This window comes from Solibacillus sp. FSL W7-1472 (assembly GCF_037969775.1).
Taxonomy (GTDB): domain Bacteria; phylum Bacillota; class Bacilli; order Bacillales_A; family Planococcaceae; genus Solibacillus; species Solibacillus silvestris.
On sequence record NZ_CP150208.1, the window covers coordinates 1,401,143 to 1,428,017 of the forward strand.

The 26,875-nt window shown below is 38.8% G+C and carries 25 protein-coding genes; 16 read left to right on the top strand and 9 right to left on the bottom strand.

Going from position 1 to position 26,875, the window contains the following annotated elements:
- Window positions 1-333: 333 nt before the first annotated feature.
- Together MKY07_RS06820 and MKY07_RS06825 are read left to right on the top strand one after the other, a co-directional pair.
- Window positions 334-954: a DUF47 family protein gene (locus tag MKY07_RS06820; RefSeq protein WP_008404805.1), complete on the top strand. Its 621-nt coding sequence runs from the start codon at window positions 334-336 to the stop codon at window positions 952-954.
- A 17-nt stretch (window positions 955-971) separates the two neighbouring features.
- Window positions 972-1,988 (top strand): inorganic phosphate transporter, encoded by a 1,017-nt coding sequence (locus MKY07_RS06825; protein WP_008404804.1) that lies wholly within the window; start codon window positions 972-974, stop codon window positions 1,986-1,988.
- Here the strand turns inward: MKY07_RS06825 and MKY07_RS06830 are convergent.
- Window positions 1,968-2,210, bottom strand: a complete 243-nt coding sequence (locus MKY07_RS06830; protein WP_339264178.1) for a hypothetical protein — start codon at window positions 2,208-2,210, stop codon at window positions 1,968-1,970. The two genes, MKY07_RS06825 and MKY07_RS06830, sit on opposite strands and share 21 nt — an antisense overlap.
- A 75-nt stretch (window positions 2,211-2,285) precedes the next feature.
- Window positions 2,286-3,101 (bottom strand): serine protease, encoded by an 816-nt coding sequence (locus tag MKY07_RS06835; RefSeq protein ID WP_339264179.1) that lies wholly within the window; start codon window positions 3,099-3,101, stop codon window positions 2,286-2,288.
- Window positions 3,102-3,490: 389 nt separating this feature from the next.
- Here MKY07_RS06835 and MKY07_RS06840 point away from each other — a divergent pair, with 389 nt between their 5' ends.
- Window positions 3,491-4,705, top strand: a complete 1,215-nt coding sequence (locus MKY07_RS06840) for a malic enzyme-like NAD(P)-binding protein (RefSeq protein WP_339264180.1) — start codon at window positions 3,491-3,493, stop codon at window positions 4,703-4,705.
- A gap of 103 nt (window positions 4,706-4,808) precedes the next feature.
- Here MKY07_RS06840 and pepF read toward each other — a convergent pair whose 3' ends face one another.
- Window positions 4,809-6,614: an oligoendopeptidase F gene (gene pepF / locus MKY07_RS06845; RefSeq protein WP_065217182.1), complete on the bottom strand. Its 1,806-nt coding sequence runs from the start codon at window positions 6,612-6,614 to the stop codon at window positions 4,809-4,811.
- 155 nt (window positions 6,615-6,769) lie between these two features.
- Here pepF and MKY07_RS06850 point away from each other — a divergent pair, with 155 nt between their 5' ends.
- The gene (locus tag MKY07_RS06850; protein WP_041865898.1) at window positions 6,770-7,630 is read left to right on the top strand and encodes a patatin family protein; all 861 of its coding nucleotides are present in this window, start codon (window positions 6,770-6,772) and stop codon (window positions 7,628-7,630) included.
- A gap of 172 nt (window positions 7,631-7,802) precedes the next feature.
- Complete coding sequence (locus MKY07_RS06855; protein WP_008404798.1) at window positions 7,803-8,942, top strand: cation:proton antiporter; 1,140 nt, start codon at window positions 7,803-7,805, stop codon at window positions 8,940-8,942.
- 130 nt (window positions 8,943-9,072) lie between these two features.
- On the opposite strand, the gene MKY07_RS06860 is transcribed toward MKY07_RS06855, so the two are convergent.
- The 4 genes from MKY07_RS06860 to MKY07_RS06875 all read right to left on the bottom strand — a co-directional run bounded on the left by MKY07_RS06860 (window position 9,073) and on the right by MKY07_RS06875 (window position 12,711).
- Complete coding sequence (locus MKY07_RS06860; protein WP_339264181.1) at window positions 9,073-9,786, bottom strand: DUF2812 domain-containing protein; 714 nt, start codon at window positions 9,784-9,786, stop codon at window positions 9,073-9,075.
- Window positions 9,783-10,097, bottom strand: a complete 315-nt coding sequence (locus tag MKY07_RS06865) for a helix-turn-helix transcriptional regulator (RefSeq protein WP_339264182.1) — start codon at window positions 10,095-10,097, stop codon at window positions 9,783-9,785. Before MKY07_RS06865 ends, MKY07_RS06860 begins: the two co-directional genes overlap by 4 nt.
- A 377-nt stretch (window positions 10,098-10,474) precedes the next feature.
- Window positions 10,475-11,857 (bottom strand): Na+/H+ antiporter NhaC, encoded by a 1,383-nt coding sequence (nhaC, locus tag MKY07_RS06870; RefSeq protein ID WP_065217180.1) that lies wholly within the window; start codon window positions 11,855-11,857, stop codon window positions 10,475-10,477.
- Window positions 11,858-12,024: 167 nt separating this feature from the next.
- Window positions 12,025-12,711: a phosphoribosylaminoimidazolesuccinocarboxamide synthase gene (locus MKY07_RS06875; RefSeq protein WP_008404790.1), complete on the bottom strand. Its 687-nt coding sequence runs from the start codon at window positions 12,709-12,711 to the stop codon at window positions 12,025-12,027.
- Window positions 12,712-12,887: 176 nt separating this feature from the next.
- Here MKY07_RS06875 and MKY07_RS06880 point away from each other — a divergent pair, with 176 nt between their 5' ends.
- Entirely contained in the window at window positions 12,888-13,310 is a 423-nt protein-coding gene (locus MKY07_RS06880) for a universal stress protein (RefSeq protein ID WP_008404789.1), read from the top strand.
- Between the two features lie 53 nt (window positions 13,311-13,363).
- Here MKY07_RS06880 and gdhA read toward each other — a convergent pair whose 3' ends face one another.
- Window positions 13,364-14,731 carry an NADP-specific glutamate dehydrogenase gene (gene gdhA, locus MKY07_RS06885; RefSeq protein ID WP_008404788.1) on the bottom strand — a complete coding sequence of 456 codons (1,368 nt, stop codon included), beginning with the start codon at window positions 14,729-14,731 and terminating at the stop codon, window positions 13,364-13,366.
- A 171-nt stretch (window positions 14,732-14,902) separates the two neighbouring features.
- Between gdhA and MKY07_RS06890 the strand changes: the two genes are divergently transcribed.
- Genes MKY07_RS06890 through MKY07_RS06900 form a run of 3 tightly spaced genes read left to right on the top strand, consistent with a single transcriptional unit; the run spans window position 14,903 to window position 17,055 of the window.
- Window positions 14,903-15,361, top strand: coding sequence for a DUF188 domain-containing protein (locus MKY07_RS06890; RefSeq protein WP_339264622.1), 459 nt, complete (start codon window positions 14,903-14,905; stop codon window positions 15,359-15,361).
- A complete protein-coding gene (locus MKY07_RS06895) occupies window positions 15,362-16,690 on the top strand; it encodes a D-serine ammonia-lyase (protein ID WP_339264183.1) in 1,329 nt (442 codons plus the stop codon). It begins immediately after the preceding gene.
- Window positions 16,691-16,704: 14 nt separating this feature from the next.
- Window positions 16,705-17,055, top strand: a complete 351-nt coding sequence (locus MKY07_RS06900; protein ID WP_008404785.1) for a DUF4181 domain-containing protein — start codon at window positions 16,705-16,707, stop codon at window positions 17,053-17,055.
- A gap of 42 nt (window positions 17,056-17,097) precedes the next feature.
- Here MKY07_RS06900 and MKY07_RS06905 read toward each other — a convergent pair whose 3' ends face one another.
- On the bottom strand, window positions 17,098-17,919 hold the full coding sequence (locus MKY07_RS06905) for a squalene/phytoene synthase family protein (protein ID WP_339264184.1): 822 nt from the start codon (window positions 17,917-17,919) through the stop codon (window positions 17,098-17,100).
- 365 nt (window positions 17,920-18,284) lie between these two features.
- Between MKY07_RS06905 and MKY07_RS06910 the strand changes: the two genes are divergently transcribed.
- The 7 genes from MKY07_RS06910 (at window position 18,285) to MKY07_RS06940 (ending at window position 26,868) form a co-directional block, all read left to right on the top strand.
- Entirely contained in the window at window positions 18,285-18,416 is a 132-nt protein-coding gene (locus MKY07_RS06910; protein WP_008404783.1) for an RAxF-45 family protein, read from the top strand.
- Between the two features lie 97 nt (window positions 18,417-18,513).
- Entirely contained in the window at window positions 18,514-20,127 is a 1,614-nt protein-coding gene (gene abc-f, locus MKY07_RS06915; RefSeq protein WP_339264185.1) for an ABC-F type ribosomal protection protein, read from the top strand.
- Entirely contained in the window at window positions 20,124-20,564 is a 441-nt protein-coding gene (locus MKY07_RS06920; RefSeq protein WP_339264186.1) for an ASCH domain-containing protein, read from the top strand. The genes abc-f and MKY07_RS06920 overlap by 4 nt, the downstream gene beginning before the upstream one ends.
- A 226-nt stretch (window positions 20,565-20,790) precedes the next feature.
- Window positions 20,791-22,692: an LTA synthase family protein gene (locus MKY07_RS06925; protein WP_339264187.1), complete on the top strand. Its 1,902-nt coding sequence runs from the start codon at window positions 20,791-20,793 to the stop codon at window positions 22,690-22,692.
- Between the two features lie 532 nt (window positions 22,693-23,224).
- On the top strand, window positions 23,225-24,343 hold the full coding sequence (locus MKY07_RS06930; protein ID WP_008404777.1) for a thiolase family protein: 1,119 nt from the start codon (window positions 23,225-23,227) through the stop codon (window positions 24,341-24,343).
- An 87-nt stretch (window positions 24,344-24,430) separates the two neighbouring features.
- A complete protein-coding gene (locus tag MKY07_RS06935; protein ID WP_008404776.1) occupies window positions 24,431-25,606 on the top strand; it encodes an acyl-CoA dehydrogenase family protein in 1,176 nt (391 codons plus the stop codon).
- 68 nt (window positions 25,607-25,674) lie between these two features.
- Entirely contained in the window at window positions 25,675-26,868 is a 1,194-nt protein-coding gene (locus tag MKY07_RS06940) for a thiolase family protein (RefSeq protein WP_339264188.1), read from the top strand.
- The last annotated feature ends 7 nt before the right edge of the window (window positions 26,869-26,875 follow it).

Below are 26,875 nucleotides of genomic sequence, written 5' to 3' on the forward strand. Positions count from 1 at the left end.
GAGGGTGAAAAAATAACTTTTATGAAACTTAAAATTTACATTAGCTTTACAATTAACATGACATAAAATTGGGTACTGAAGAATAAAAGTGAAATTTTATTAGCAATGCTGTCGAAAGTGCCGGAAAAAGGCACTATATTAATAAATTTCGGTTAGTTTCAGAATATTTCATTAAATATCGACTGAATTTAACCGGATATGTTAAAAAAGTTATGTTTCACAATTGTAAAGCTTTTGTAAATAACATAAATTAATGTTGAAGATATTGAAAAATCGGTGTTATGATAACCTAGGTTTTAATTTACAAACTTCATTTTAGGAGGATTTTATTCGATGTTCAACTCAAAAAAACCAGATCCATTTTTTGAAGGATTATTAAATATTGCAAAAAATGTACAACAAGGTGCCAACTATGCAAAAGAATCGACAATTACTACAGTATCAGAACTGAAACAAATTCAGATTAAAATGAAATCATATGAAACAGCGGGAGACAAGCTGATCCATGAATTAATCGTTAAATTAAACGATTCGTTTATGACTCCTATTGAGCGTGAAGATATTTTATCATTAGCCATTAAATTGGATGATATTCTGGATGGCATCGAAAATACAATTGCCCACTTTGAAATGTACTCATTTACAGAAGTAAATCAGTATATGCGCGACTTCGTAGACTATATCGCTAAATCATCAGATGAAGCTGTAAAGGCGATGGAATTATTAAATAAAAAAGACTTAATCGGTATGCGTCAACATGCCATCCTAATCAAGGACTATGAGCGTGAATGTGATGAAATTTTCCGTAAATCCATTACTGAACTATTCCAGATTGAGAAAGATCCAATTCGCTTAATTATCTTTAAAGATTTATATGAGCAGTTAGAAGAAATTGCAGACTACTGCCAAAATGTAGCGAATACAATCGAATCGATTATTATGCGAAATGCATAATGAAAAAGGAGTAAATTATGGATACGCTATTAATCATTACCGTACTCGTTGTCATCTTTGCGCTGGCATTCGACTTTATTAACGGTTTCCATGATACAGCGAATGCAATCGCCACATCTGTATCGACACGTGCATTAAAACCTCGTGTAGCTGTTCTGTTAGCGGCAGTGATGAACTTCGTAGGTGCGATGACGTTCGTAGGTGTAGCAAAAGCTGTAGCATCTGGAATTGTGGACCCGTTCTCTTTAAACGCATTTGAAGGGGATACAACAGGGTCTGTAGTAATATTGGCAGCATTATGTTCTGCCATCACATGGAACTTATTAACTTGGTATTTCGGTATTCCATCAAGTTCTTCCCATACACTGATCGGCTCAATTGCTGGTGCAGCAGTTGCCTCTGCAGGTATGAATATTTTAAACTATGAAGGCTTCTTTAAAATTTTACAGGCGTTAATTATTTCGCCGATTTTAGCATTGACTCTTGGTTTTATCGTCATGAAACTATTCAAATTTATTTTCCACCGTTCACCATTATATGGGACAACGAAAGCATTCCGATTAACGCAAATCGGTACGGCGGCATTACAATCGTTTACACATGGTACGAACGATGCTCAAAAAGCGATGGGTATTATTACAATGGCTTTAATCGCTGCAAACTGGCAATCGACTGATGAAGTTCAGGATTGGGTACGTTTTGCCTGTGCACTTGCGATGGGTCTAGGAACGTCAGTAGGCGGATATAAAATCATTAAAACAGTCGGCGGTAAAATTATGAAAATCCGTCCGGTTAACGGGGTAGCGGCTGACTTAACTTCTGCATCAATTATTTTTGGTGCTACAGTCATCGCATTACCAGTTTCGACAACACATGTAATTTCTTCTGCAATTATGGGTGTTGGTGCAGCTCAACGTGTGAAAGGTGTTAAATGGGGAATGGCGCGTAAAATTGTAATCACGTGGTTTATCACATTGCCAATTTCCGCATTAATGGCCGCATTATTCTACTTCTTAATTAGCCTGATTTTCTAATTTTAAAACGGCGCTCAATGATCGAAATTGAGCAGCCGTTTTTTGCTGTTTTGGTGAGGTGGCATTTTCTAATAAACTTGCAGGATGTGCTAATATAAAGCGAAAAGTTCTAATATAACACGGAGTTTCTAATAAAAGGAACGTTTGTTCTGATATGAGCGATTGATCTTCTGATAAACGATATGAAAGTTCTAAAATAGTATCCAACTCTTCTAATATCATTCACAAAAGTTCTAATATACTGAACTGCCCCACGATGGTTCCGAAACCTTTAAGCTGAGTGATCGATTTTCCTTATCACTTCAAATAAGCGTGAAACAGCTCATGCACATTTTCAATCGGGATAAACAATCCCACTTTCCCGTGACCTTCACGAGTACCTGTTGCAAACACAATGCCGATTACATGTCCGTTTTCATTGATGACCGGGCTACCGCTGTTTCCGCGATAAACAGGAGCATCCATCATAATGATGTCGGGCTGGATGTCAGCAGCAGTCGTATAGCCAATAACCGTTCCTTTATTTGCAATCCCGCTAAATGCAAGCGGATTGCCGATAAAATAGACAGGCTCATTTTTACGGAATTCGCTCGATGGGGAAAGTGACAGAAATGGCAAGTTTTCCGCATCCACTTTCAACAGTGCTAGATCATATTCTTCATATGATTCAACTATTTCAGCTTTATAGAGTGAGTCATCAGGAAAGACAACGGTAATCGTCAATGCATCCTCAGTGACATGATCATTCGTAATTATGTAGCCATTATCCGATACCGCAAATCCTGTTCCTTTTCCGGAGTCGGTATCAATTGTGACAACAGATTGTTTATATGTTTGGATATTTTCCTGATTTGATAATTGTGCCGATACTTTTAAAAATTCGATGGCAGGAATGGAATACACATTGAAAATCACAGCAAACGTGCTAAAAGCTAATGTTAATGCCATCAGCCATACTACAATCCGAACAAATGGTTTTTGCTTTTTCGGTTTTTTCGGCTGTGGGTTTAACCGTTCCTCTCGTGCTTTTGCAAGCGCCTTTTCCTGTTCTTCCAAAACAAGTTCCAAAAATTCTTCTTCTGTCAGTTCCTCGGTATGTGTTTTTTCTGTCATTGTGTTCCCTCCGTTATGTATAAGTGTAACAAATGTACGCGGAAATGGAGACAAAAAGTGCTGTTCAAATTTTTTTTTGGAAAGTTTGTGAAGTGTTTCATATTACTAAATTGAAAATACTTCGTGCAATTCATCACATACTTCACCTTGATAAAGCGCGGTTTTGAAAATGACAGCCCTTACATTTATTATTCTATAATAATTGATTGTGTTTAAAATCACAAGTTAAATAAGCGTTTGCTAATTGCTATAAACGTTGTTATATCAATGTTTATAGAGTATTTTAAGAACTTATTATAAATTTCAAAAGCTATTGTTGACAAAATAAAAGGTAGAGGTTAACATTCGTAATTACAAAGGACTTCAAAAATTAGAAGGAGATGGTAATTATGGATTTAATGAAAAAGTCGCTTGAAATGCACGAACATTTTGGAGGGAAAATGGAAATTCGTGCAAAAGTTCCGGTTCAGGATAAATATGATTTGAGTTTAGCTTATTCACCGGGTGTCGCCGCCCCTTGTCTTGCAATTGAGCAGAATCCTTCCACGGTGTATGACTATACGATGAAAGGAAATTTAGTAGCGGTTATTACAGACGGAACCGCGGTTTTAGGATTAGGGGATATTGGACCGGAAGCTGCCTTACCGGTAATGGAAGGGAAGGCGTTATTATTAAAGCGCTTTGCAAATGTTGATGCGGTGCCGGTATGCTTAAATACTAAAAACGTAGACGAGATTGTCAATATTGTAAAAGCGATTTCACCGACATATGGTGCGATCAACTTGGAGGATATTTCAGCACCACGCTGTTTTGAAATTGAAGACCGACTGCGTGCTGAATGTTCAATTCCTGTATTTCATGATGACCAGCACGGAACAGCAATTGTCGTAGGGGCAGGTTTAATTAATGCGGTGAAACTTGTGAAAAAAGACGTCGCGAAATTAAAGGTTGTCATAAACGGAGCTGGAGCTGCAGGTATTGCGATTCTCCGTATTCTAATTCAGATGGGTTATACAAATGTCGTAATGTGTGACACGAAGGGCATTATTTATGAAGGCCGTCCTGAAGGTATGAATCCGGTGAAAGAACAGGTCGCTAATTTATCGAATCCGGATCAATTACGTGGCACATTAGATGATGCATTAATAGGGGCAGATGTTTTTATCGGGGTTTCGGCAGCAAATATTTTAACGGAAAAGCATATTAAATCGATGGCTATAGATCCAATTGTCTTTGCATTGGCAAATCCGGATCCTGAAATAACGCCGGATAATGCGAAAAAGTGGGGCGTGAAAATTATCGGTACCGGCCGTTCTGACCATGCTAACCAAGTGAATAATATGTTAGCTTTCCCTGGTATTTTCCGTGGTGCATTGGATGTAAGAGCAACGGATATAAATGAATCGATGAAGCTGGCGGCAGTTGAGGCTATTGCTTCGCTTGTAACGGACGAAGAGCTGAATGAAGATTTCATTATCCCAAGTTCGATGGACGAACGGGTTGCAGGAGTAGTTGCGAAAGCGGTTGGATCAGCTGCAATCGAATCAGGGGTATCTGAATTGTTCCAGCAAGAGAATTTTATCAACACTTCGGTAGCCATATAAAAAGGATGTGCTTGAAAGTAAATTCAGCACACCCTGCAATCTAATATAGTGAGGACGAACAATCAGTGGGATGTAGATAATCTCCACTGATTGTAGGATCACGCTAAACTGTTTGAAGCTCAGAAGTCAGTTGCTCCAATTGCGTAATTAAATCACCGATAAATGCGATTGTGTCACGTAATGGCTGTTCAGTCGTAATATCGACACCGGCCATTTGTGCAAGTTCAACAGGTGTTTTCGTGCCGCCTGCTTTTAATACATCGATCCACTGTTCAACAGCTGCTTCGTCACCGTTTAAAATCCGTTGTGAAACTTGAGTTGAAATAGTTAAACCTGCAGAGTACGTATATGGATATAAGCCCATATAGTAATGTGGCTGACGCATCCATGTCAATTCTGCGCCTTCAGTTACTTCAACTGTATCTCCCCAGAACTGCTCAAGCACCTCACGTTTTAATTCATTTAGTTTAGGTGCATTGACGCTTCCTCCAGCATCGATAATTTCATATACTTTGCGTTGGTAAGCTGCTTCAAGTAAATGTGTCACGAAATTATGGTAGTACGTACGGCTAATAATTGTTGAAATGACCCAACGTTTAAAGCGCGCATCAGTTGAATTTTTTAATAGGTGGTTTGCCATAAGCATTTCATTCATTGTTGATGGAGCTTCAATGAAATAAAGTGATGGTCTTGCATTAAAAATGTTTTGCTCTTCATTTGCCAAATAGAAATGACCGGCATGACCAAGTTCATGGGCTAAAACGAATACTTCATTCATTCGGCTTGTCCAAGAAATCAATACATACGGGTGTACACCATATGGGCTTGAACAGAATGCACCAGTTGATTTTCCGGCATTTTGTGCAAAATCGATCCAACGCTCATCAAAAGAACGATCAATCATATTCGTATAATGCTCGCCCATAATAGATAACCCGTCTTTCATATATTGACGAGATTCTTCCACCGTAATTTTCGGCTCATATGATGGGTCCAATGAAATTTTAAGATCCGCAAATGTCATTTTATCCAACTGATGTGTTTTTTGCAGAAGTTTCGCATAGCGACGCATATGTGGTGCCAGCTCATTCATAATTAAATCGATTTGACGGTTATACATCGAGCGGTCCACTTGCTGTGACTGTAATAATGAATCAAAAATATTGTCGTAGCCACGAAGGTCTGCATCCGTTTTTTCAATCGTCAAGTGTGAATTATATGTTTTGGCAGTCGTATGCTGATAGTCACGCAGTTTTTTTGAAAAGGCTTCAAATGCAGCGCGACGTTTATCCGTGTCTGTTTCAAGCTCCCAATCGCCTTCAAACAAGTTGTAGCTAAGCGGGAATGATTCACCATCTACTTCAAAATTCGGGAACTGCATATCGACTAATTTTGTTGTATTGTAAAGCTCATATGGCGCGTCAAATGTTGCACCGAATGCAGCTAGAGCTTTTTCCGCTTCGGGATGTAATTGATGCGGCTTTTGTACTAATAATTTATTAATAAAGTTAGCGTATTCCGGTTTTGTATTTTGTGCTTCTTTTAAAACGGCTTCGTCCAAGGCAAGCAAATCACTTTTTACAAATGATAGCTTGGTTGCAAGTTTTGCAGCGAAAGAACCGAAGCTAGCAGCACGCATCTGATTTTCGGTGCTCGTCTGATCAACACTATGTGAAAGACTCGCATATGTTCCAATGACCACCATCTTCTCCTGAATTTTTTCCGTTGCCTCAATTGCCTTAATCGCACCTTGTACATCTGTAATTGTCCCTGCGAGTTCAGCCGCAGTTTCCTCTACAAGTTGCCCTAACTCTTCGATTGCCGCTGTGTAGGCCTGTTCTGTAGCAAATAAATCTTCCAAATTCCAAGTTTCTTCAACCGGTACATCACTACGTTTCAACATTGACATAAGTAGCCTCCTAATATTACGATATTCGAAATAAATAATACCATATTTCTGAATATTTTGGAAGTAGCGAAAATTTGATTAAGAAATATTTTTTATATTATTTAAGGCATATAGTAAAATAGAGGAAAGATGGAAATAGGGGAAAGAGTGTGACGATGATGCATGAAGTAAAGGATTGTAGTTTAATACTTGAAGGCGGTACATTTCGAACAGTTTTCACAGCAGGAGTTTTAGATGCTCTAATGGAGGAACAAATAAAGATGCCGTATATTGCAGCGATTTCAGCGGGTGCCATTAACGCGGTGTCCTATATGTCAAATCAGCCTGAACGGACAATGCGTGTGTTAACGACGTATCGCAATGATCCACGCTATATGGGAGCGCGAAATTTCTTAAAAGAAAAAAGTCTTTTTGGATTGGATTTTGCCTATAATATTGTGCCGAATCAGCTTGATTTATTTGATTGGGATGCTTATTACAACTACCCGGGTGAGGTGGAGTTCGGGTTAACGAATGCATATACCGGAAAGGTAGAGTATAAAAGTGCGCATAGTATGACAAAAACATGTGATATACTTCAGGCAACTTGTGCGATTCCAATACTTTTTCCCGAGATTAAAATTGACAATGTTCCGTATTATGATGGGGGACTATCCGATTCGATTCCAATTAAACGTGCCATCGAAAAAGGATATAACAAGCATTTGCTAATTTTGACGAGGGAACCCGGCTATATAAAAAGTGCCTCGAAAACGAATCAGTGGGCAACGAAGCTTTTCCAAAAACGTTACCCAAGACTCGCGGCTGCAATGAGACATCGTGCGGATATGTATAATGAAACAATGCAATATATCGCTCAAAAAGAGACGGATCAGGAAGCATTCATTTTTAAGCCGGACCGCCCAATCAAAAGCTTTGAAAGCAAAGTCGATCAAATGAAAGCCAATTATGCGGTCGGCTATGAACAGGCACAAAAACAAATGCCTGAATTAAAGATGTTTTTGGGGATTGGATAAGGTAGAAATAAGAATACTAGCATAGTTTAATATAGAATATACTTGCAATAGCGAGGGTAATTATATTAAAATAAAGCTAAGAACATTAAATTAAATAATAAGTGCAAGACAAGGTGGAGCCATAGTCAACTATGGCACCGCCTTGTCTTTTTTGCATTGAAAGGGGAAATTTATGTTTATTTTACAAATTGCGTTAGTTTTATTTGCTACGAAGCTCGCTGGAAATCTTGCTGCAAGAATTGGGCAACCATCTGTACTGGGGAAAATAATTGTTGGTATTATTCTCGGTCCAGCCCTTCTTGGTTGGGTTCATGATACTGAACTGTTGACCGTATTTAGTCAAATAGGTGTTTTACTTTTAATGTTTTTAGCTGGTCTTGAAACGGATCTTCAGGAAATGAATAGAAACAAAAAAGCGGCGATTTATGTTGCTTTAGGTGGTATTATCCTGCCGATTATTTTAGGTTATGCAGGTTCACAGTATTACGGAATGTCTGTAGGAGAATCCATTTTTATTGGTTTATTACTTTCTGCTACATCTGTTAGTATTTCGGTACAGGCATTAAGAGAGCTTGGCTGGCTGAATAGTAAAGAAGGGTCAACATTACTCGGTGCGGCCGTATTGGATGATATTGTAGTCGTTATATTAATTGCAATTGCGATGAGTTTCTTTGCCGGTTCTGATACAAATATCGGTGTATTGATCGGTAAGAAAGTATTATTCTTCGCCATCTTGATTGTGCTTGCAAAATGGTTTATCCCACACTTCATTAGAATATTTAAGAAATTTAAAGTTACAGAATCGATATTAAGCGCTGGCCTGATTATTTGTTTTGGCTTGTCATATTTTGCGGAATTCCTAGGTATAGCAGGTATTATTGGTGCTTTCTTTGCGGGGATCGCGATTGCACAAACAGAATTTAAAAATGAAATTGAGCATAAGGTTGAGCCGATTGCATACGGGATTTTTGTTCCATTCTTCTTTGTCAGTATCGGGTTAGCCGTTTCATTCGATGGAATTGGCGATCAAATCGGGTTTATCGTCGTGTTTTCCATTATAGCAGTCGTATCGAAATTTATCGGCTCTGGATTAGGTGCAAAATTAGCCGGATTCAATACGAAATCATCGATGGGTGTTGGTGCTGGAATGGTTTCGCGAGGCGAAGTTGCACTAATATTGGCTGCAATGGGACTTGAAGGTGGCTTGCTGCCGGCTAATTACTATACATCCATTATAATTGTAATTATCGTAACAACAATTGTGACACCACCTCTTTTAAAGGCGATTTTCGGGAAGCGAATTGCAGTTTAGTTTGTAGCATGCTGAAAACTTAGGAAAAAATGAAAAGCAGCAATTTTCTAAAAAGAAAATTGCTGCTTTTCTGCTCTGGGGAGCTTTATTCACTGGATTTTAGTTCTGTCTCAACCGATTCCTTAATATATTATGCTTTCCTGACTTTAATCAGATGATAAAGAGACATTAATAAGGAAATAAACGCTACAAAGACGGTTGCACCAATGACAGCAGCAGCTACAATCTGTACTGCTTTTAAGTCCGATTGTAACAATGCAAAAATCGCAATTAATACTGCGATAGCAGGGATCAACTTCGTAGCTATAACGAAACCGTTTTTGTTTTCTGCTTTCCATTGATTCCCGAATGCAGTCAGTGCAGTCCAGAGTAAAGGGATCGTAATTACGGTAAATAGAAGAGCTAATATAAAGGAAATTGTGTGAATGATGCCAAACGTTTGTTGTGTAATCATCCAAGAAATGATTGTACTCGGAACAAGTATCAACGAAGCAAGTTGTAATGGCTTTACTTGGTTTTTATACTTCTCAATCGTTGTATCACGGTCCGTGTAAATCGGCTTCGTGTTGGGAGCAGCACGAAATAAATGGATATCACCTGCAGAATCCACAAGTGACCAGCCTGCATCTTTGAAAAGTTCAAAGTATTCTTCATCCGTATTTTCCAGTGTTCGATAATCTATACTGTATACATAATCAGCACATTCACCTTTTTCAAGTGTGTAGCCTAAAAATGAAAAACTTCGGACATGCCAACCTTCAAGCGAAAGTTTATGCAATTTTTCCAAATCCTTTTGCTCAGAAAATGCTAATCCACCAGACATCATATACTTCGTTTTTGTCATACTTCATCCTCCATTCCTCTTTCAGCTAACTGAATCATCAGCTTTCTAATTGTTAACTCCTCTTTTAAAACGGTTTTGCCTTTTAGCGTCAGTAAATACACTTTACGCCTTGAATCCGTATCGTCGTATAAATAAATCCAATCATTTTGTAAAAGTTTTTTTATAATCGTGTACATTGAAGCTGGACCGATTGAAATATTCCCTTTTGATGTTTCTTCAATTAAATTCATAATCGCGTATCCGTGTTGGGGCGTTGTTAATGCGGCCATAATATGAAACATTGAATCGGTCAATTGCTCATTGTTTTTCATTATGTCACCTCCTGATATATCATAAAATGATATATATGTCTGAAAACAATATATCACTTTATGATATATATGTAAACAGAATTATCGATTAATTTGGTGGGGGAGTGGGAATGCGGGAAAATTAAAAGAGGGTGGGACATAACCCAAAATTGCCATTTTTCTCTGAGAGAAAAATGGCAATTTTTTGATGAGTTTAAAAATTGATTTCCATTTCGGGACGCTTTCCGCGGGCGTGGCCTGAGCCTGTAGTCTCAGGCGTCACGCTATTCCCGCAGGAGTCGCCCTCCATTCCAATCAATTTTATAAAATATCCGTTTCTTAATAAAGATTAAATACTTATTTAATGGAATTTCTACTTCTGTCCCAACCTCGATCTTTTAATTATTGCTGATTTTCGTAATCGTAATATTCAACCAGCCAAACAAAATCGTAATGACTGGACTTAACAGGCAAAAGAATGCGAACGGTAAATAGTCGATGACAGAAATATTCAATGTAGAAGCAATGAACAGACCGCACACGCTCCATGGAACGAGCGGATTGATGACAGTACCTGCATCCTCAATTGTACGGGCTAAATTTTTCGGATGAAGCTGAACGGCTTTGAATTTTTCCTTAAATGCTTCACCTGTTAATAACAGCGATAAATACTGTTCACCGATTGTAACGTTAATTCCGATTGCTGTAAAAGCTGTTCCCGTAATAACAGATCCGACCGATTTCAACTGGTTTTGAAGCGCCTGCAGCAATGTTTGGATAATACCAAGCGTAAATAGCAGTCCGCCCATAGAAAGGGACAGCACAATCAAAATAATCGTAAACAGCATACTGTTCATTCCGCCTCGAGTCAGTAATGAATCAATTGCGTCGACTCCTGTTTCCATTGAATAGCCGTTATATAAAATTGCAAACAGTTCGCTTAACGGAATCGTACTGTGGAAGTAAGATAACACAATACCGGAAATAGCACTTATCGCTAATGTAGCAAGGCTTGGTAATTTAAAGATCGTGCACACAATAAGAACGACAAGCGGAATGATTGCATACCAGTGAATTAGATTTGTTGCAAGCAGTGTTTCTTTAAAGCTTGTAATAAGCTCTGTGTCCATATGCTGGCTTTTGGGAGAAATCCAGGCATATACGATGAGCGAAATAATAAATGCCGGAATGGTCGTGAACATCATATTTCTAATATGCGTAAACAAGTCAATACCGGCAACAGTCGCCGCCAAGTTCGTCGTATCGGACAACGGTGACATTTTATCTCCGAAAAATGCTCCGGAAACAATCGCTCCTGCAGTAACCGCAAGCGAAGCATCTATAGAACTCGCAACTCCTAGCATTGCAACACCAACTGTTGCAACGGTAGTAAGCGAACTGCCGATTGCTGTGCCGATAATGCTTGTAATAAGGAAGACAACTGCATAAAAAAAGCTCGCAGTAATGATTGAAAGACCTATATACAATAGTGTAGGAATTGTCCCGCTTATTAACCAACTGCTGATTAAAACACCGATCAACAGAAAAATATAAACTGCGCCTATACTTGTTGAAACAGAAGCAATCATACTTTGCTCCATGATTCGGTACGGTACTTTTCGCAGAACACCATACATGATCAGTATAATAATGGCTATGAAAATCGGAATATGCGGAACACTGCCGAGTTTCATAATGCTATAAGAGATGAGTGCAATAATAAATAAAATTAAAATAAGTGCTTCAAAAAAATGTGGTTTTACATGTTGTTTTGCATTCATGATGATTAGACCTCGCTATGTAGTTTCGCGCTTCAACGCGTTGAAGTACAAAAGTAAGTGTAGCATTTTATATAGAAAAAGGGAAGGGGGTAAAAATAAAAGGAACATACCGGATAGTCCGGAATGTCCCTCTAGCGCTTGATGAAAAGCATTAAAAATATTTGAAATTATTCAGCAAGCATAATCTTTTCTAATTGTAATGGTTCAATATATGTATCACCTTGATATGCACGCATATTACCGCCTGAAATTTCATCGATCAGTAAAATTTCACCTGTTTTTGCATCGCGGCCAAATTCCAATTTAATATCATAAAGCGTTAATCCTTTTTTCTCTAACTCAGCCGCAACAAATTTTGAAATTTCGATTGTGCGTTGTTTCAAAATTGCATATTCGTCATGAGTTAAAATACCAAGCATTGCGAGTGCATCTTCTGAAATAGGAGGATCGAGTCGTTCATCGTCTTTAATTGTTACTTCTACAAATGAATCCAAATCCTGACCTTCTGTTGCATAAGCACCATAGCGGCGTAAAAAAGAACCGACTGCTTTAAATCGGCAAATAACTTCCAAACCTTTTCCGAAAACAGTTGCTGGTTTAACCGTCATTGTCGCTTCATCAAAATTTGCCTCTACGTAATGTGTCGGTACATTTAATTGATTTAATTTAGAGTAAAAGAAGGAAGTAAGTTTTAACCCGGCAAGCCCGGCACCATCAATTGTTAAACCGACTGTATTTGCACCTGGATCAAAAACACCATTTTCTCCAGTTACATCATCTTTGAATTTTAATAAAAAAAGTTCATTTTCTAGTTTAAATACATCTTTTGTTTTACCTGTATAAATTAATTCCACGTGAGACACCTCCAATAGTAATTTCAGATTTATTATAACACGAATGATTTTATATTAATAACATAAAAATGTTCGTATTTTGAAGAAAGACGTCTAACCTTATGGGAAGTGTGCCCCTTTGTTTACAATGTAATGGTAACATTTGTTATACTAATTTTAGACAAGGAGTGATTTAGATGCTAAAAACGTATAAAAATATTGTTGTGGCAATAGACTTTTCGGAAAAAGCTAAAGTTGCTTTTGAGCGCGGTATGAACGTTGCTCGATTGACAGATGCCACATTGCATTTAGTAAGTGTAATTGATACACATTCTTTCGGCTCAGTGGAAGCATATGATCTAAAGTATGCAAAGGCTCTAACGGAAAAAACTCTTGATCAGTTAAAGGAATACAAGGTTATAGCAGAGCAAGCCGGCGTTAAAAATGTACAAGTATCAGTTGAAGAAGGGTCGCCGAAAGCAGTATTGACGAACTTGGCCGATACCGATTTGATTATTGTCGGAGCAACTGGTTTAAACCGTGCAGAACGCTTCCTACTCGGCTCTGTATCGGAAAATGTTGTACGCAGCGCCAAATGTGATGTTTTAGTAGTACGTTAAAAAAATAAACCCGCAATACTCCTTAATCGAAGGGAATTGCGGGTTTTTGTTAATTAATAAACGCCTTCTACAAGCATACCGTTCGCTACTTTAATGAAGCCGGCAATGTTTGAACCGACAACTAAATTGCCTTCATAACCGTATTTTTTCGCTGCATCCGAACTTTCTTTAAAAATTGATTTCATAATGCCATGCAGTTTTTCATCTACTTCCTGGAAAGTCCAGTAATTACGGCCGGAATTTTGAGCCATTTCAAGTGCTGACACGGCAACACCACCTGCATTTGCTGCTTTACCAGGACCAAATAATACATCGCTCGCTAAAAACTCATTGATTGCATCTAAATTCGATGGCATATTTGCACCTTCCGCAACGACTTTTACCCCATTTGCAATTAACGTACGAGCCTGATCGCCGTTAATTTCATTTTGTGTTGCACATGGAAGGGCGATATCACATGGAATTGTCCAAATACCGTCACAGCCTTCTGTATAAAGAGCATTTGGACGATAATTTACATATTCTTTAATACGCTTCCCTTCAACTTCTTTTAACTGTTTAACAATTTTTAAATTAATGCCTTCCGGATCGTAAATGTAACCTGAAGAATCTGAGCAGGCCACTACTTTCGCTCCAAAGTGCTGGGCTTTTTCGATTGCATAAATTGCTACATTTCCAGATCCTGAAACGACAACTGTTTTGTTGTTAATTGAAAGTTTTGCTTCACGAAGCATTTCTTCAACAAAGTATACTAAACCGTATCCTGTTGCTTCTGTACGTGCTAATGAACCGCCGTAGCCAGGTTTTTTACCTGTTAATACACCTGCTTCATATGCACCGCGAATTCGCTTGTATTGCCCCCATAAATAGCCGACTTCGCGTGAACCTACACCAATATCTCCGGCCGGAACATCGACATCAGGACCAACATAGCGGTATAATTCTGTCATGAATGCTTGGCAGAAGCGCATAATTTCTGCATTTGATTTACCTTTTGGATTAAAGTCGGAACCGCCTTTACCTCCGCCGATCTGTTGACCAGTTAAAGCGTTTTTGAAAATTTGTTCAAAGGCTAAAAACTTCATAATAGATTCGTTTACAGTAGGATGGAAGCGTAAACCACCTTTATATGGCCCAATAACGTTATTATATTGAACACGGTATCCGCGGTTTACTTGTACTTGGTTTTGATCATCTTGCCAAGCGACACGGAAAGAGATGATTCTGTCGGGCTCAACGATACGTTCTAAAATGTTATGTTGAATGTATTCAGGATGTTGTTCGAATACAGGAACTAGAGAAAGGAAAATTTCTTCCGCTGCTTGTAAGAATTCTAATTGATGTGCGTTCTTAGATTTTAATTTTTCAAACACTCCATCAACATATTGCTGTGCGTTACTCGTTGTTGTCATTGTCGTCATGTCTATACCCCCAAATGGATTAATAAGTATACATTAGTATGAATTATCAAACAATTCAATTATATTTTATGTAACATCACTGTGTGAATTCGATGTTAAAAAAGAGAAAACGTTTTCAAATATTATATCGATATAATGATTTGGAGTTGCTTTTGGAAAGGATGATGAACTATTTTACAACTATTAATTGATGCAGATGCTTGCCCGGTTGTTGATTTAGCGCTGTTTATTTCATCTCGATATGAGATAAGACCAATCTTGTTCTGCGATACATCACATCGAATGGAACGGGAGGGTGCAAAAACAATTATTGTCGACAAGGGACCAGATTCTGTTGATTTTAAGCTCCTCAGTGTCTTAAAGAGAGGAGATCTTGTCATAACAGGAGATTATGGTCTTGCTGCGATGTGTATAGCAAAAGGTGGAATTGTGATCAATCACAACGGGAAAGAACTGACGTCAGACAATATAGATCAACTGTTGGCATTTCGATTTGAAAGTGCGAAAATAAGACGTGCAGGGGGACGTACGAAAGGACCCAAAAAGCGCACGGAAGAAAATAATTTGGCTTTTGAAACAAAATTTCGACAAATTTGTGAACGTGCGATTTTTGAGAAGGAGGAATCATAAATGAATCAGCAAATCTTAAATTTAGACGCATTAAAAGCGCGCTTTCCGTTAATTGAAAAGCTGCAATCCGAACAATACGTATTTTGGGAAAATGAAAATGTAGCGAAAGATAGTCAAGTATCCAAACAAGTAACACTCGATATGATCCAGGACGCAGAAAATAGATTGAAGCGTTTTTCTTCTTATATAAAAGTCGCATTTCCAATCACGAAATTTTCAGACGGTATTATTGAATCGGAATTAAAAGAAATTGCGTCGATGAAAAAACTTATAGAAGGAAGACGCGGTTTTAATATTCCCGGAAAATTAATGCTTAAATGTGATCATGCATTACCGATCGCCGGTTCGATTAAAGCGCGTGGCGGTATATACGAGGTGTTGAGTCATGCCGAAAAGCTGGCAATCGATGCCGGTATGATAACAGAACAAGATGATTACGCAAATTTCCATAGTGAAGAATTCCGTAAATTTTTTAGTCAATATAAAGTAGCGGTCGGGTCAACGGGCAATTTAGGTCTGAGTATCGGTATTATTAGCGCAGAGCTTGGCTTCCAGGTAACGGTGCATATGTCGATAGAGGCAAAGGAATGGAAAAAAGAACTGCTGCGCGAAAAAGGAGTAGAAGTAATCGAATACGAATCTGATTACACGTCTGCCGTGGAAAACGGCCGCCAAGTAGCAGAACAGGATCCAACATGCCATTTCGTTGATGATGAAAATTCCATCGATCTGTTTTTAGGATATTCAGTAGCGGGTCTGCGCCTGAAAGAACAGCTACAGCAAGCAAAAATTACAGTCGATGCAAATCATCCGTTATTTGTTTATCTGCCTTGCGGTGTTGGCGGTGCGCCTGGAGGAATTGCCTATACTTTAAAACAAATTTACGGTGAATATATTCATATTTTCTTTGCAGAACCATTTTCATCACCATGTATGCTTTTAGGATTGATGACCGGTATGCATGACAAAATTAGTGTGAATGATATTGGATTGTCCAATCGGACGGAAGCTGACGGATTGGCAGTAGGGCGGCCTTCACGATTTGTCGGAACATTGATGGAATCCGTTATAAGCGGATGTTATACTGTGGATGACAGCTTTTTATTTAGAAGTTTAAAAGGTATGTTTGAGACGGAAAACATTTTTATGGAACCTTCAGCACATGCGGGAGTTTATGGTCCGATCGAATTAATGATGCAGGGCACTTCATACATTGAAAAGCATGGGCTTACAGATAAAATGGAAAACGCCACACATATTATATGGTCAACAGGCGGCGATTTAGTGCCTGAAGAATTACGACAGCAGTATTTACAAACAGAGATATAGAAGGGAAGTCGCTTGTGTTAATTGTAGTAGTAATCATCGCATTTTTTGGAGCAGGTTTACTCGATTTAAACTTACGTAAAAAATATAACATCCCAAAAAACGAGAAATTTATGGATCAGTATGTGGGGATTTGGCATCTCTTCTTGGAAATCTTCCTATGTTTCATGTTTTTATCGTATGTAACTATTAATCTATTTGACCAAAAAACATTATATTCAGTATTGTTTGCGTTCATTATGATTTTATTTATAGTTCGTGGATTATTGGAGTTTTGGTTAAGAAGAGAAAAGCGTCGTCATATTATTTCATTTACTTATGTAGTGCTTTGTGCAATTTGCAGTATCGCAATTGCCATTATTATGTAAGAAAGAAGTGTGTTGGGGGAGAACCCCTCAACACACTTCTTTTTAGTCTACCTGGATTTCTTCAACTGTCGCTTCAACTTCTGAGCGGGACATTTTTTCTCGTCCTTCTTTCATGGCCTGCAATGTTTTATGCGCCAATGCTAAAGGCAGTCTACAGAATAATTTAATCGAACGTTTATCTAAATCTTTCATATAAAGGTCGGCCTTTGCCAGGTTTTCCTCCGCATAAGCAAATAGTTCAGCACGGGTCCAGCCATCAGGTACGAAGCTGACGCCGCGCTCATCCAAATCTTCCTGCTCATTACGTAGAATGTTTACTGCCTGTAAACCGCGACCATAGCCGATTGCCAGTTCACGGTCTGTTTTCGTGCCCGCACTCCATTCCCAAAGCTCCGAAAGCATGACACCGACTAAACCGGCCACGTAGTAGGTATAGTCGTCCAAGTCTTCTTTCGTATGCACCTGCCAATTTGCGAGCGCCCATTTTGCCATCCCTTCCGCCATCTCACTCGTCGCAGATGTGACAATAGAGAAAGCTCCCTGAGGGCAAACTTCCAGCCAGTCAGCAAGACGAAGTGTCACTTCAGGCATTTTGTCCTTTATAGGTGCCAAGGCATCAAGGTAAGCATTGTTATCGAAGAAAGAGGCTTTCAATAATTCCGCTACTTTTAATAATGTTGCATTTTTCATTTCATTGGAAACATCTTCATGATCTTCAATTTCATCAATCGCTCGCATCGCTAAATAGGCCGAGGCAACCGTTAATTTTAATTCTTTATCTAAAAAAGTAATGGGGATAAAAAATGTACGGCTCGTCTCTTTTAATACGCGCATCGCATCTTTTTGTAAAGCTTTATTCGACATAAGGAAAACTTCCTCCATTCTAAATTACATCCACTTATTATCGTAACGCAAATTTGTAAAAAGGGAAAATAAAAGTTCCGGCTTTTCTTGTTCAAGGGTGTAGGGGGAATAGGGTGGATGTAAAACATCGGGAACCGAAAATGTAACGAATGAAACGGAAAGTAGAAAGTTTGACTGAAAAAGTGGAACATCGCAACCGGAAAGTAGAACGAAATCGTCGGAAAGTAGAAAGTATGGCCTGAAAAGTAGAATCGCCTTTCCGAAAAGGAGAACTCCGCCCCCAAAAAAGCACTCATTTCCAGTATGTACATATTTATTGAAATATGGTAATATTAGAACAATTCAAATGGACGGAGGTGAACGGAATGAAGAAGTTGGCGATTGAGACAGGTGTAAAAGTGGATACAGCTATGTATTTTGCACGTGTCATTACTTTTAAATTTGGGTCTAACGGGATAGGTGTGTCCTTTTTTAGACAATTTAAAAATAATGCGTAGCTAATTAACTTCATTCTTTTCACCAATACTGAAAAGACTGCTCTCGTTAATGAGCAGTCTTTTTGTTTTTTAGCTGCGCCGGTGGAGGCGTAGAAATATGCAGTTAAAAGCAGAAAACATTACGAAAATTATCGGTGGCAACACCATTTTTAAGGATCTTTCTATAGAAGTAAATACAGGTGAACGTATCGCAATTGTCGGTCGAAACGGCAGCGGAAAAACGACATTATTTAAAGTACTGGCAGACATTGAACAGCCGGATGAAGGACGGATCATAAAATCGAAAGGTCAAACAATCGGCTACTTGCATCAAATTCCCCGATACACGGATACATCCGTTTTTGATGTATTGTCGAAAGCATTTGCTGAATTACATCAAATTAAAGACCGTTTAGCTCATTTGGAAAAGCGGATGGCAACTGATTTATCGGAGAAGATTTTAAATCAGTACGGTGAGCTGCAAGAGCACTATTTAGCAAAGGGCGGATACGAAATCGAAGCGAAAATCGCATCGATCGCCAATGGACTCGCGATTACAAAGTTATTAGATCAACCTTTTGATGCGCTGAGCGGTGGAGAAAAAACAAAGGTAATGCTCGCTCAAATTTTATTGCAGCAGCCAGATATTTTGCTGCTGGATGAACCGACAAATCATTTGGATCTTGCTGCAACACAGTGGCTTGAAGATTATTTACAATACTTCAGAGGTACCGTTGTTGTAATCTCGCATGACCGGATGTTTTTAAATAAAATTGTTCAGTATGTGGCAGAAATTGAAGACGGCCAAATTTGGGTAAGTAAGGGTAACTATGATCAGTACATTAATAATAAAGAAGCAAAAATAGCGCAACAGTTTGCGGCATATGAAGAACAGCAAAAAAAGATTCAGAAGATGAAAGAGGCGATTCGCCGATTACGACAATGGGCGAATGAAGCGTCTCCTCCCAATCCTGATTTATACCGTAAAGCGAAAGTAATGGAGAAAATGCTGGCACGAATGGAAATCGTCAAGAAGCCCAAAACCGAGCGCCATATGAATTTACAATTGAAAACCGAAGACCGGACTGGCAAAGAAGTGTTTATGCTGAAAAACATTTCCCATGGGTTTGAACATGACTTTTTATTTATGGATGTTGATTTATCGATACATTTTCAAGATAGGGTAGCGATTGTTGGGAATAACGGTACGGGAAAATCCACGTTATTAAAAATTCTATTAGGGGAAATTGCGCCGGTTGATGGAGAGGCAAGGCAAGGGAGCAATTTAAAGATCGGTTACCTTGCACAGCAGTTTGACCAATTGAACGGCAAGCAGCGTCTTATCGATGCATTCCGAGAGCAGGTGTCATTAACGGAATACGATGCGCGGCATATGCTCGCCAAATTTTTGTTTTACGGTCATGATGTATTTAAAAAAGTGGATCAACTAAGCGGCGGGGAGAAAATGAGGCTTCGACTAGCTCAATTAATGATTCAAAAATGCAATGTTCTCGTTTTGGATGAACCAACGAACCATCTTGATATTGAGTCGAGAGAAGCGCTTGAAGAAGCATTGGAGAACTTTGAAGGAACCATTCTTGCAATTAGCCATGACCGCTATTTTTTGCAAAAACTATTTACGAGAACGGCTTGGCTGGAAAATCAGCAGCTAACCGTTCATGATGGTCCATTTGAATGGGCGCAGTCGAAACAAAAGGAGTTAAGCAAATGAATAATATAGAAGCATTTTGGCAGCAATATTGTGATTCGGAAGGTATGGAAAATATCCGTTATAAAGAAGCATTTCAATTTGGAGAAAAGGTGGATTGGCTTGCAGGACTTGTCGAAGAGGGCACTAAAACCGCAACTTGCTCGAGTTTTCCGTTGTATGAACGAGAAGGGGAAAGTTTACCGGAAATTGGGGACTATCAAATTGTTTTAAACAGTAAGGATGAACCGGTAGCGATCATACAATCCTATTCTATTGAAATATACCCATTCAATGAAGTACCTGTTGATTTTGCTTTGGCAGAAGGAGAAGGTACTTATGAGGAATGGAAGGAAGCACATGTCGCGTTCTTTAGCAAAGAACTCTCAGCGCAAGGTCTGGAATTTTCCGAGGAAATGCTGACTGTTTGTGACCGCTTTAAAAAAGTTTTTCCTAAATAAGATAAGAAAGCTACAATATTTAATAGCTAGACCTAAAAAATGGAGGAATTTGCTTAGGCAGCCTCCATTTTTTTACTGTTTTTGTTCAAGAACAACATCCTGGCAACAATTGCTATCGGCCATCGTTACATAATAGTTGCATAGGTTAATGTTTTTTTGATATATTAAATCTTGTTTTTCTCTATATAAAGGGAAAAATGTTTTGAATAGAAAGAGTGATTACAAGGTGAAAAACTTAGTAAAAAATAAAAGCTTATTAAATAATTTCCTAGCGATTTTCGTTCTGGCCGTTTTAATGCTATGGGCGAAAACTTACATTACACAAGTGACGCAGTTTAAGCTGGGTGTTGAGGGGCCGCTCCAGCAGTTTCTTTTATTGATCAACCCATTGGGATCTGCGCTACTATTTTTATCAGTTGCATTTCTGTTTAAAGGAAAAAGAAAACTGACAGTATTGATCTTTATCTATACGTTGATGACAATTCTTTTATTTGCAAATGCTGTATATTATCGTTTCTTCAGCGATTTTATTACACTACCTACGATATCTCAAACACAAAATTTCGGGGATTTAGGCGGCAGTGTATTAACTTTATTAAAACCTTATGATGTATTATTTTTTGTGGATATTTTCGTGTTGATCTATATTCGTTTTTCAAAAAAAATTAATTTCCAATCCGGCAAAATCGGATTTAAAATGCCGGCAGCAGTTGTGGCTGCGGCAATTATATTGTCTATTGTTAACTTGCAATTAGCGGAAGCAGATCGCCCGGATTTATTGAGCCGAGGCTTTGACCGCAGTTATATTGTAAAATATTTAGGAATGTACAATTATTCAATTTATGATTCTGTTAAAACGTTTGAAGCATCTTCAGAGCGTGCTTCAGCAGACAGCAGTGATATTGCGGAAATAATAAACTATACAAATTCATTTTCATCTCAACCAAACGAGAAGTATTTTGGTAAAGCAAAAGATATGAATGTTATTTATTTACATTTGGAATCTATGCAGTCATTTTTAATTGACTATGAGCTTGATGGCGAACAAGTAACACCGTTTTTAAATTCATTGGTTAAAAATGAAAATACAATGTATTTCGATAACTTTTATCATCAAACAGCGCAGGGCAAAACGTCCGATGCTGAATTTATGTTAGAGAATTCTTTATTCGGATTGCCACAAGGCTCGGCCTTTATAACGAAAGGACAAAATACGTTTGAAGCCGCACCATCGATTCTAAAAGATTATGGGTATACGTCTGCAGTATTCCACGGTAATAACGGCAGTTTCTGGAACCGAAATATGATTTATAATCAGTTTGGCTATGATGAATTTTTTGATGAAAGTTCATATGATACAGCCGATTCGAAAAATATGGCGGAGTACGGTTTAATGGATAAACCATTTTTCGAGCAGTCGCAAAGCTTGCTAGAAACATTGCCGCAGCCATTCTATACAAAATTCATCACGGTTGCCCATCACTTCCCATATAAGATTGACCAGGATTTAGTGTCGATCGGGAAAGCGACGACAGGTGATACGAGTGTCGATAATTATTTCCAGACAGCTCGATACGCTGACGAAGCAATTGAACAGTTCTTTACGTATTTAAAAGAATCCGGTCTGTATGAAAATACAATGATTGTGATGTACGGAGACCATTACGGAATTTCCGACAACCATAATAAAGCGATGGAACAAATTATTGGTGAAGAAGTGACACCTGTTGTAAATGCCGATTTACAGCGTGTGCCTCTCTTTATTCATGTGCCGGGTATGGAAGGCGGCGTTAACCATACGTATGGTGGCCAAATAGACCTTCTTCCGACAGTACTGCATTTACTTGGTGTTGAAACGAAAAACAATATTCATTTTGGGACAGACCTGCTATCGGAAGAGCATAGCGAAATCGTTCCGTTCAGAAACGGTAATTTTGTCAGCCCGACGATCTATTCATTGGACGGCAAATACTACGATCCGAAAACAGGCGAAATGCTCGATGAATCGAAAATGGAAACAGCAGAAAAATTAAAAGCGATGGTAGCAGAAAAACTTCACTATTCAGATAAAGTTGTTAATGGGGATTTATTACGCTTTCATTCTAAAGATGGAAGTATAAAAGAATAAGCAGAACAATTTAAAATTGAATAAATATACTCAGGCATCATCTATTTTGATTAATTCAAATGGATGATGCCTTTTTATTATGGCTTAAAAAATAATTATAAATATCCGAGTAAAGAAAAATACTTTTCAAAATCTATCGAAATACACGAAAAACTCTATTTGTTTCATAATAATTCACTATTGGAATTAATGTTCATTTTACATATACCACAATGAATCGATATTTAAATTACCGTCTGATGTGATGTATTAACTTATATTGGAATATAAAGTGAAATTATGATTTGTTATTAAAACCATAACATTAATCGTGGTATCAGTTAATTTTATTATTTAAAAGTACTAAATTGTTGAGAATAATTTCACCTGATTGTCTATATAAATTAAGAGACAGATATTCAATTGCTTAATAGGTTGTAATCTTTTTGTATAAGCAACATATAGTGGGTTTTGGGAAAGCGAAACGATTTTAGAGTTTTTATGAGGCGATCTAAGCAATTCGCCACCCAATATACTAAGGGGGAATGAGTGTATGAGAGAAGCCGTAATCGTCGCTGCAACACGAACACCGGTAGGCAGAAGAAATGGTGTCTTAGCAGAAGTACGAGCAGATGATTTAGCTGCAGATGTACTGGAGGAGGTAGTAAGTCGAGCAGGAATTGAAAAGGCACTTGTAGAGGATGTTATTTTCGGCTGTGTTTCCCAGACATTGGAGCAAGGCGGAAATATCGCACGAATTGCCGCACTGATGGCAGGCTTTCCGATTGAAGTGCCTGGTGTAACGATTGACCGGCAATGTGGCTCGAGTTTACAGGCAGTCCATTTTGCGGCACAAGCGATTATTTCTGGCGATATGGACATTGTCATTGCGGGTGGTATTGAAAGCATGAGTCGAGTACCGATGGGATCCAATATGGAGGGTACGCGTAAAAGTGATCGTATTAAAAAATATGAGTTGATCCACCAAGGTTTATCCGCAGAGCGAATTGCAGAACAATGGCAATTAACAGAGCAGGAAATTAATGAATATTCTGTGTTGAGCCAACAACGTGCCAGTGAAGCAATCAAAGCCGGCTATTTTAATGATGAAGTTGTAGCGATTGGTGATGTGGATACCGATGAAGGCCCGAGACCCGGAACAACCGTTGAAGTTCTGCAAGGCTTAAGGAAGCTGTTTAAAGAAGACGGATTTATTTCTGCCGGAACTTCATCACAAATGAGTGACGGTGCGTCGGCTGTACTCATTATGTCCAGTGATAAGGCAGAGGAACTCGGTGTGAAACCGATGGCAAAAATCATCGCGCGTACTGTCGTAGGTTCTGACCCGACACTTATGCTGACAGGCCCAATTGAAGCGACAAAACGTGTCCTTCAAAAGGCAAACTTAACGATTGAAGAGATCGATACGTATGAAGTGAATGAAGCATTTGCTCCAGTACCAATAGTTTGGGCAAAAGAGCTGGGAGCCGATTTGTCGAAACTGAATCCGGAAGGTGGTGCAATTGCGCTAGGTCATCCACTTGGCGCAACCGGAACGAAATTATTAACTTCGATGCTTTATCGAATGGAGCGTAATAACCAACGTTACGGCCTGCTTGCGATTTGTGAAGGAATGGGCATGGCCAATGCCACAATTATTGAGAGAATTTAAATAAAGGCGATATTCATATTTTAAAGATTTGTAATCGCTTTCAATATAAAAAGGTGTTAAAAATATGATGAAGAGAGAGTGAATTCAATGAATAAAACATTGGCGAAATCTAGAAAAGAGTCCCGTACATTTTTTAATGATGATCATATTATGTTCAGGGATTCTCTTAGAAAATTTGTAGAAAAAGAAATTGATCCTTATTTTACACAATGGGAAAACGATCGTATTGTACCGCGTGAATTATGGTTGAAGCTAGGCAGTCAAGGATTTTTATGTCCAAGCGTAGAGGAAAAGTACGGTGGGACGGGCTTAGACTTTATCTTTGATATTGTTTTGTCCGAGGAATTATCAAAAGTCGGCGGCGGCTTAAGTGGGATTGGTCTGCACAGCAATGTCGTAACACCGTATATCACTTCTTTTGGAACAGAAGAGCAGAAGATGAAATACCTTCCGAAGTTTGTAAGCGGTGAATGGATTTCAGCAATTGCGATGACAGAACCGGGTGCAGGGTCTGATTTACAAAAAATGACGACGACTGCTGTGAAAGATGGATCAGACTATATTGTAAATGGTCAAAAAACATTCATTACGAACGGAATTCTTTCCGATGTCATCATCATCGCCTGTAAAACAGATCCAAAAGCGGTACCTGCCCATAATGGGGTAAGCCTATTGATCATTGAGAGAGGGATGGAAGGTTTCTCCCGTGGAAGAAAATTAGACAAGGTTGGTATGCATAGTCAGGATACAGCAGAACTGATTTTTGAAAATGTACGAGTACCTGCAGAAAATCTTCTTGGGGAAGAAGGAAAAGGGTTCTTGTATTTAATGCAAAAATTGCAGCAAGAACGTCTGCTCACAGCAGTAGGGGCAATTACCGCTGCAAAAGATATGCTGGATTTGACGTTGCAATATGTAAAAGAGCGGGAAGCGTTTGGTAAACCAATTGGTAAATTCCAGAATACACAATTTACACTGGCGGAAATTGCGACACAAGTAAAAATCGGCCAAACATTTGTGGATGATTTGATCTTACGCCATTTAGAAGGACAGGATCTCGTGACGGAAGTATCAATGGCCAAATGGTGGACAACGGATATGGCTCGCAAAATATCAGTAGAGTGTATGCAATTACATGGCGGCTACGGCTATATGGAAGAATATAAGATTGCGAGACGATTCCGGGATATTGCCGTTACACCAATTTTCGCCGGTTCCAACGAAATTATGAAAGTCATTATTGCCAAAAATTTGGGGCTGTAATAAATCCGAAATTATTTCATCAAGTATAAACACATGATACGTAATATGAATTAATGAGGTGAGACGCAATGAAAAATGCCGTAATTATAGACTCTGTACGTACAGCAGTTGGTCGTATGGGCGAAACATTAAAAAATGTAGAGGTAGATTATCTTGCGGCAAAAGTGTTGGACGAAATTACTGTTCGTACCGGAATTGGTAAGGATAAAATCGATGAAGTCATTATCGGACAAGCAAAGCAAAGTACTGATTCGCCTAATCTAGCCCGCTTAGCCCTTTTACGTGCAGGTTTTCCGATTGAAATTACCGGCTATACAGTTCACCGGCAATGCGGTTCAGGTCTGCAGGCAATGAATAGCGGTGCTCAGCAAATCATGTGTGGGCTTTCGGATATTATTATTGCGGGTGGAGCTGAAAGCATGAGCACAGCCCCATACTATTTGCGGAATGTCCGTTACGGTTACAGTGCTGGAAACGGTGAAATTCTCGATTCGAACACTGAAAGTCAACCACGTGCCCAGCCAATTGAAATATATGGCGCATTAACAATGGGAATGACTGCTGAAAACTTGGCTGTAAAATACGCCATTTCCCGAAGTGAACAAGATGAGTTTGCCATAAGGAGCCAGGAGAATGCAAAAAGAGCCATCGAAACGGGATTGTTCAAGGATCAAATCGTCCCATTTGAAGTGAAGACGAAAAAAGGAATGGTCGAATTTAAAGTAGACGAACATCCGAGGGAAACAACATTCGAAAGATTATCTCAATTAAAACCGGTTTTTAAAGAAAACGGTACAGTTACTGCCGGGAATACAAGCGGTCGTAATGATGGTGCGGGTGTGATTATGCTTATGTCGGAAGAAGCAGCTGCACAGTATGATAAAAAACCTAAGGCGAAAATTATTGCGCAAGCTGTATCAGGAGTTTCACCGGAAATTATGGGAATTGGCCCTGCCCCGGCAACTAGAAAAGCGTTGCAATTAGCGGATTTAACACTTGATCAAATCGGTTTAATAGAATTAAATGAAGCCTTTGCAGCTCAATCCTTGGCCGTCATCAAGGAACTTGGCATGGATATAAACCGAGTAAATGTAAATGGGGGCGCAATCGCACTTGGTCATCCGATTGGCGGCACAGGTGGTGTATTAATGACGAAGCTGCTTCATGAAATGGAAAGACGTGGAGAAAAATACGGTCTAGTTACATTCTGTATTGGCGGCGGTCTTGGTATTACAACAATTGTTGAAAATATGCAGTTGTAGATACGGA

Excerpts from the sequence above, each read along its gene's own strand:
- MKY07_RS06820 (WP_008404805.1), top strand. The coding sequence starts at position 334 with ATGTTCAACTCAAAAAAACCAGATCCATTTTTTGAAGGATTATTAAAT.
- MKY07_RS06825 (WP_008404804.1), top strand. The coding sequence starts at position 972 with ATGGATACGCTATTAATCATTACCGTACTCGTTGTCATCTTTGCGCTG.
- MKY07_RS06830 (WP_339264178.1), bottom strand. The coding sequence starts at position 2,210 with ATGATATTAGAAGAGTTGGATACTATTTTAGAACTTTCATATCGTTTA.
- MKY07_RS06835 (WP_339264179.1), bottom strand. The coding sequence starts at position 3,101 with ATGACAGAAAAAACACATACCGAGGAACTGACAGAAGAAGAATTTTTG.
- MKY07_RS06840 (WP_339264180.1), top strand. The coding sequence starts at position 3,491 with ATGGATTTAATGAAAAAGTCGCTTGAAATGCACGAACATTTTGGAGGG.
- pepF (WP_065217182.1), bottom strand. The coding sequence starts at position 6,614 with ATGTCAATGTTGAAACGTAGTGATGTACCGGTTGAAGAAACTTGGAAT.
- MKY07_RS06850 (WP_041865898.1), top strand. The coding sequence starts at position 6,770 with ATGATGCATGAAGTAAAGGATTGTAGTTTAATACTTGAAGGCGGTACA.
- MKY07_RS06855 (WP_008404798.1), top strand. The coding sequence starts at position 7,803 with ATGTTTATTTTACAAATTGCGTTAGTTTTATTTGCTACGAAGCTCGCT.
- MKY07_RS06860 (WP_339264181.1), bottom strand. The coding sequence starts at position 9,786 with ATGACAAAAACGAAGTATATGATGTCTGGTGGATTAGCATTTTCTGAG.
- MKY07_RS06865 (WP_339264182.1), bottom strand. The coding sequence starts at position 10,097 with ATGAAAAACAATGAGCAATTGACCGATTCAATGTTTCATATTATGGCC.
- nhaC (WP_065217180.1), bottom strand. The coding sequence starts at position 11,857 with ATGAATGCAAAACAACATGTAAAACCACATTTTTTTGAAGCACTTATT.
- MKY07_RS06880 (WP_008404789.1), top strand. The coding sequence starts at position 12,888 with ATGCTAAAAACGTATAAAAATATTGTTGTGGCAATAGACTTTTCGGAA.
- gdhA (WP_008404788.1), bottom strand. The coding sequence starts at position 14,731 with ATGACGACAATGACAACAACGAGTAACGCACAGCAATATGTTGATGGA.
- MKY07_RS06895 (WP_339264183.1), top strand. The coding sequence starts at position 15,362 with ATGAATCAGCAAATCTTAAATTTAGACGCATTAAAAGCGCGCTTTCCG.
- MKY07_RS06905 (WP_339264184.1), bottom strand. The coding sequence starts at position 17,919 with ATGTCGAATAAAGCTTTACAAAAAGATGCGATGCGCGTATTAAAAGAG.
- MKY07_RS06910 (WP_008404783.1), top strand. The coding sequence starts at position 18,285 with ATGAAGAAGTTGGCGATTGAGACAGGTGTAAAAGTGGATACAGCTATG.
- abc-f (WP_339264185.1), top strand. The coding sequence starts at position 18,514 with ATGCAGTTAAAAGCAGAAAACATTACGAAAATTATCGGTGGCAACACC.
- MKY07_RS06920 (WP_339264186.1), top strand. The coding sequence starts at position 20,124 with ATGAATAATATAGAAGCATTTTGGCAGCAATATTGTGATTCGGAAGGT.
- MKY07_RS06930 (WP_008404777.1), top strand. The coding sequence starts at position 23,225 with ATGAGAGAAGCCGTAATCGTCGCTGCAACACGAACACCGGTAGGCAGA.
- MKY07_RS06935 (WP_008404776.1), top strand. The coding sequence starts at position 24,431 with ATGAATAAAACATTGGCGAAATCTAGAAAAGAGTCCCGTACATTTTTT.
- MKY07_RS06940 (WP_339264188.1), top strand. The coding sequence starts at position 25,675 with ATGAAAAATGCCGTAATTATAGACTCTGTACGTACAGCAGTTGGTCGT.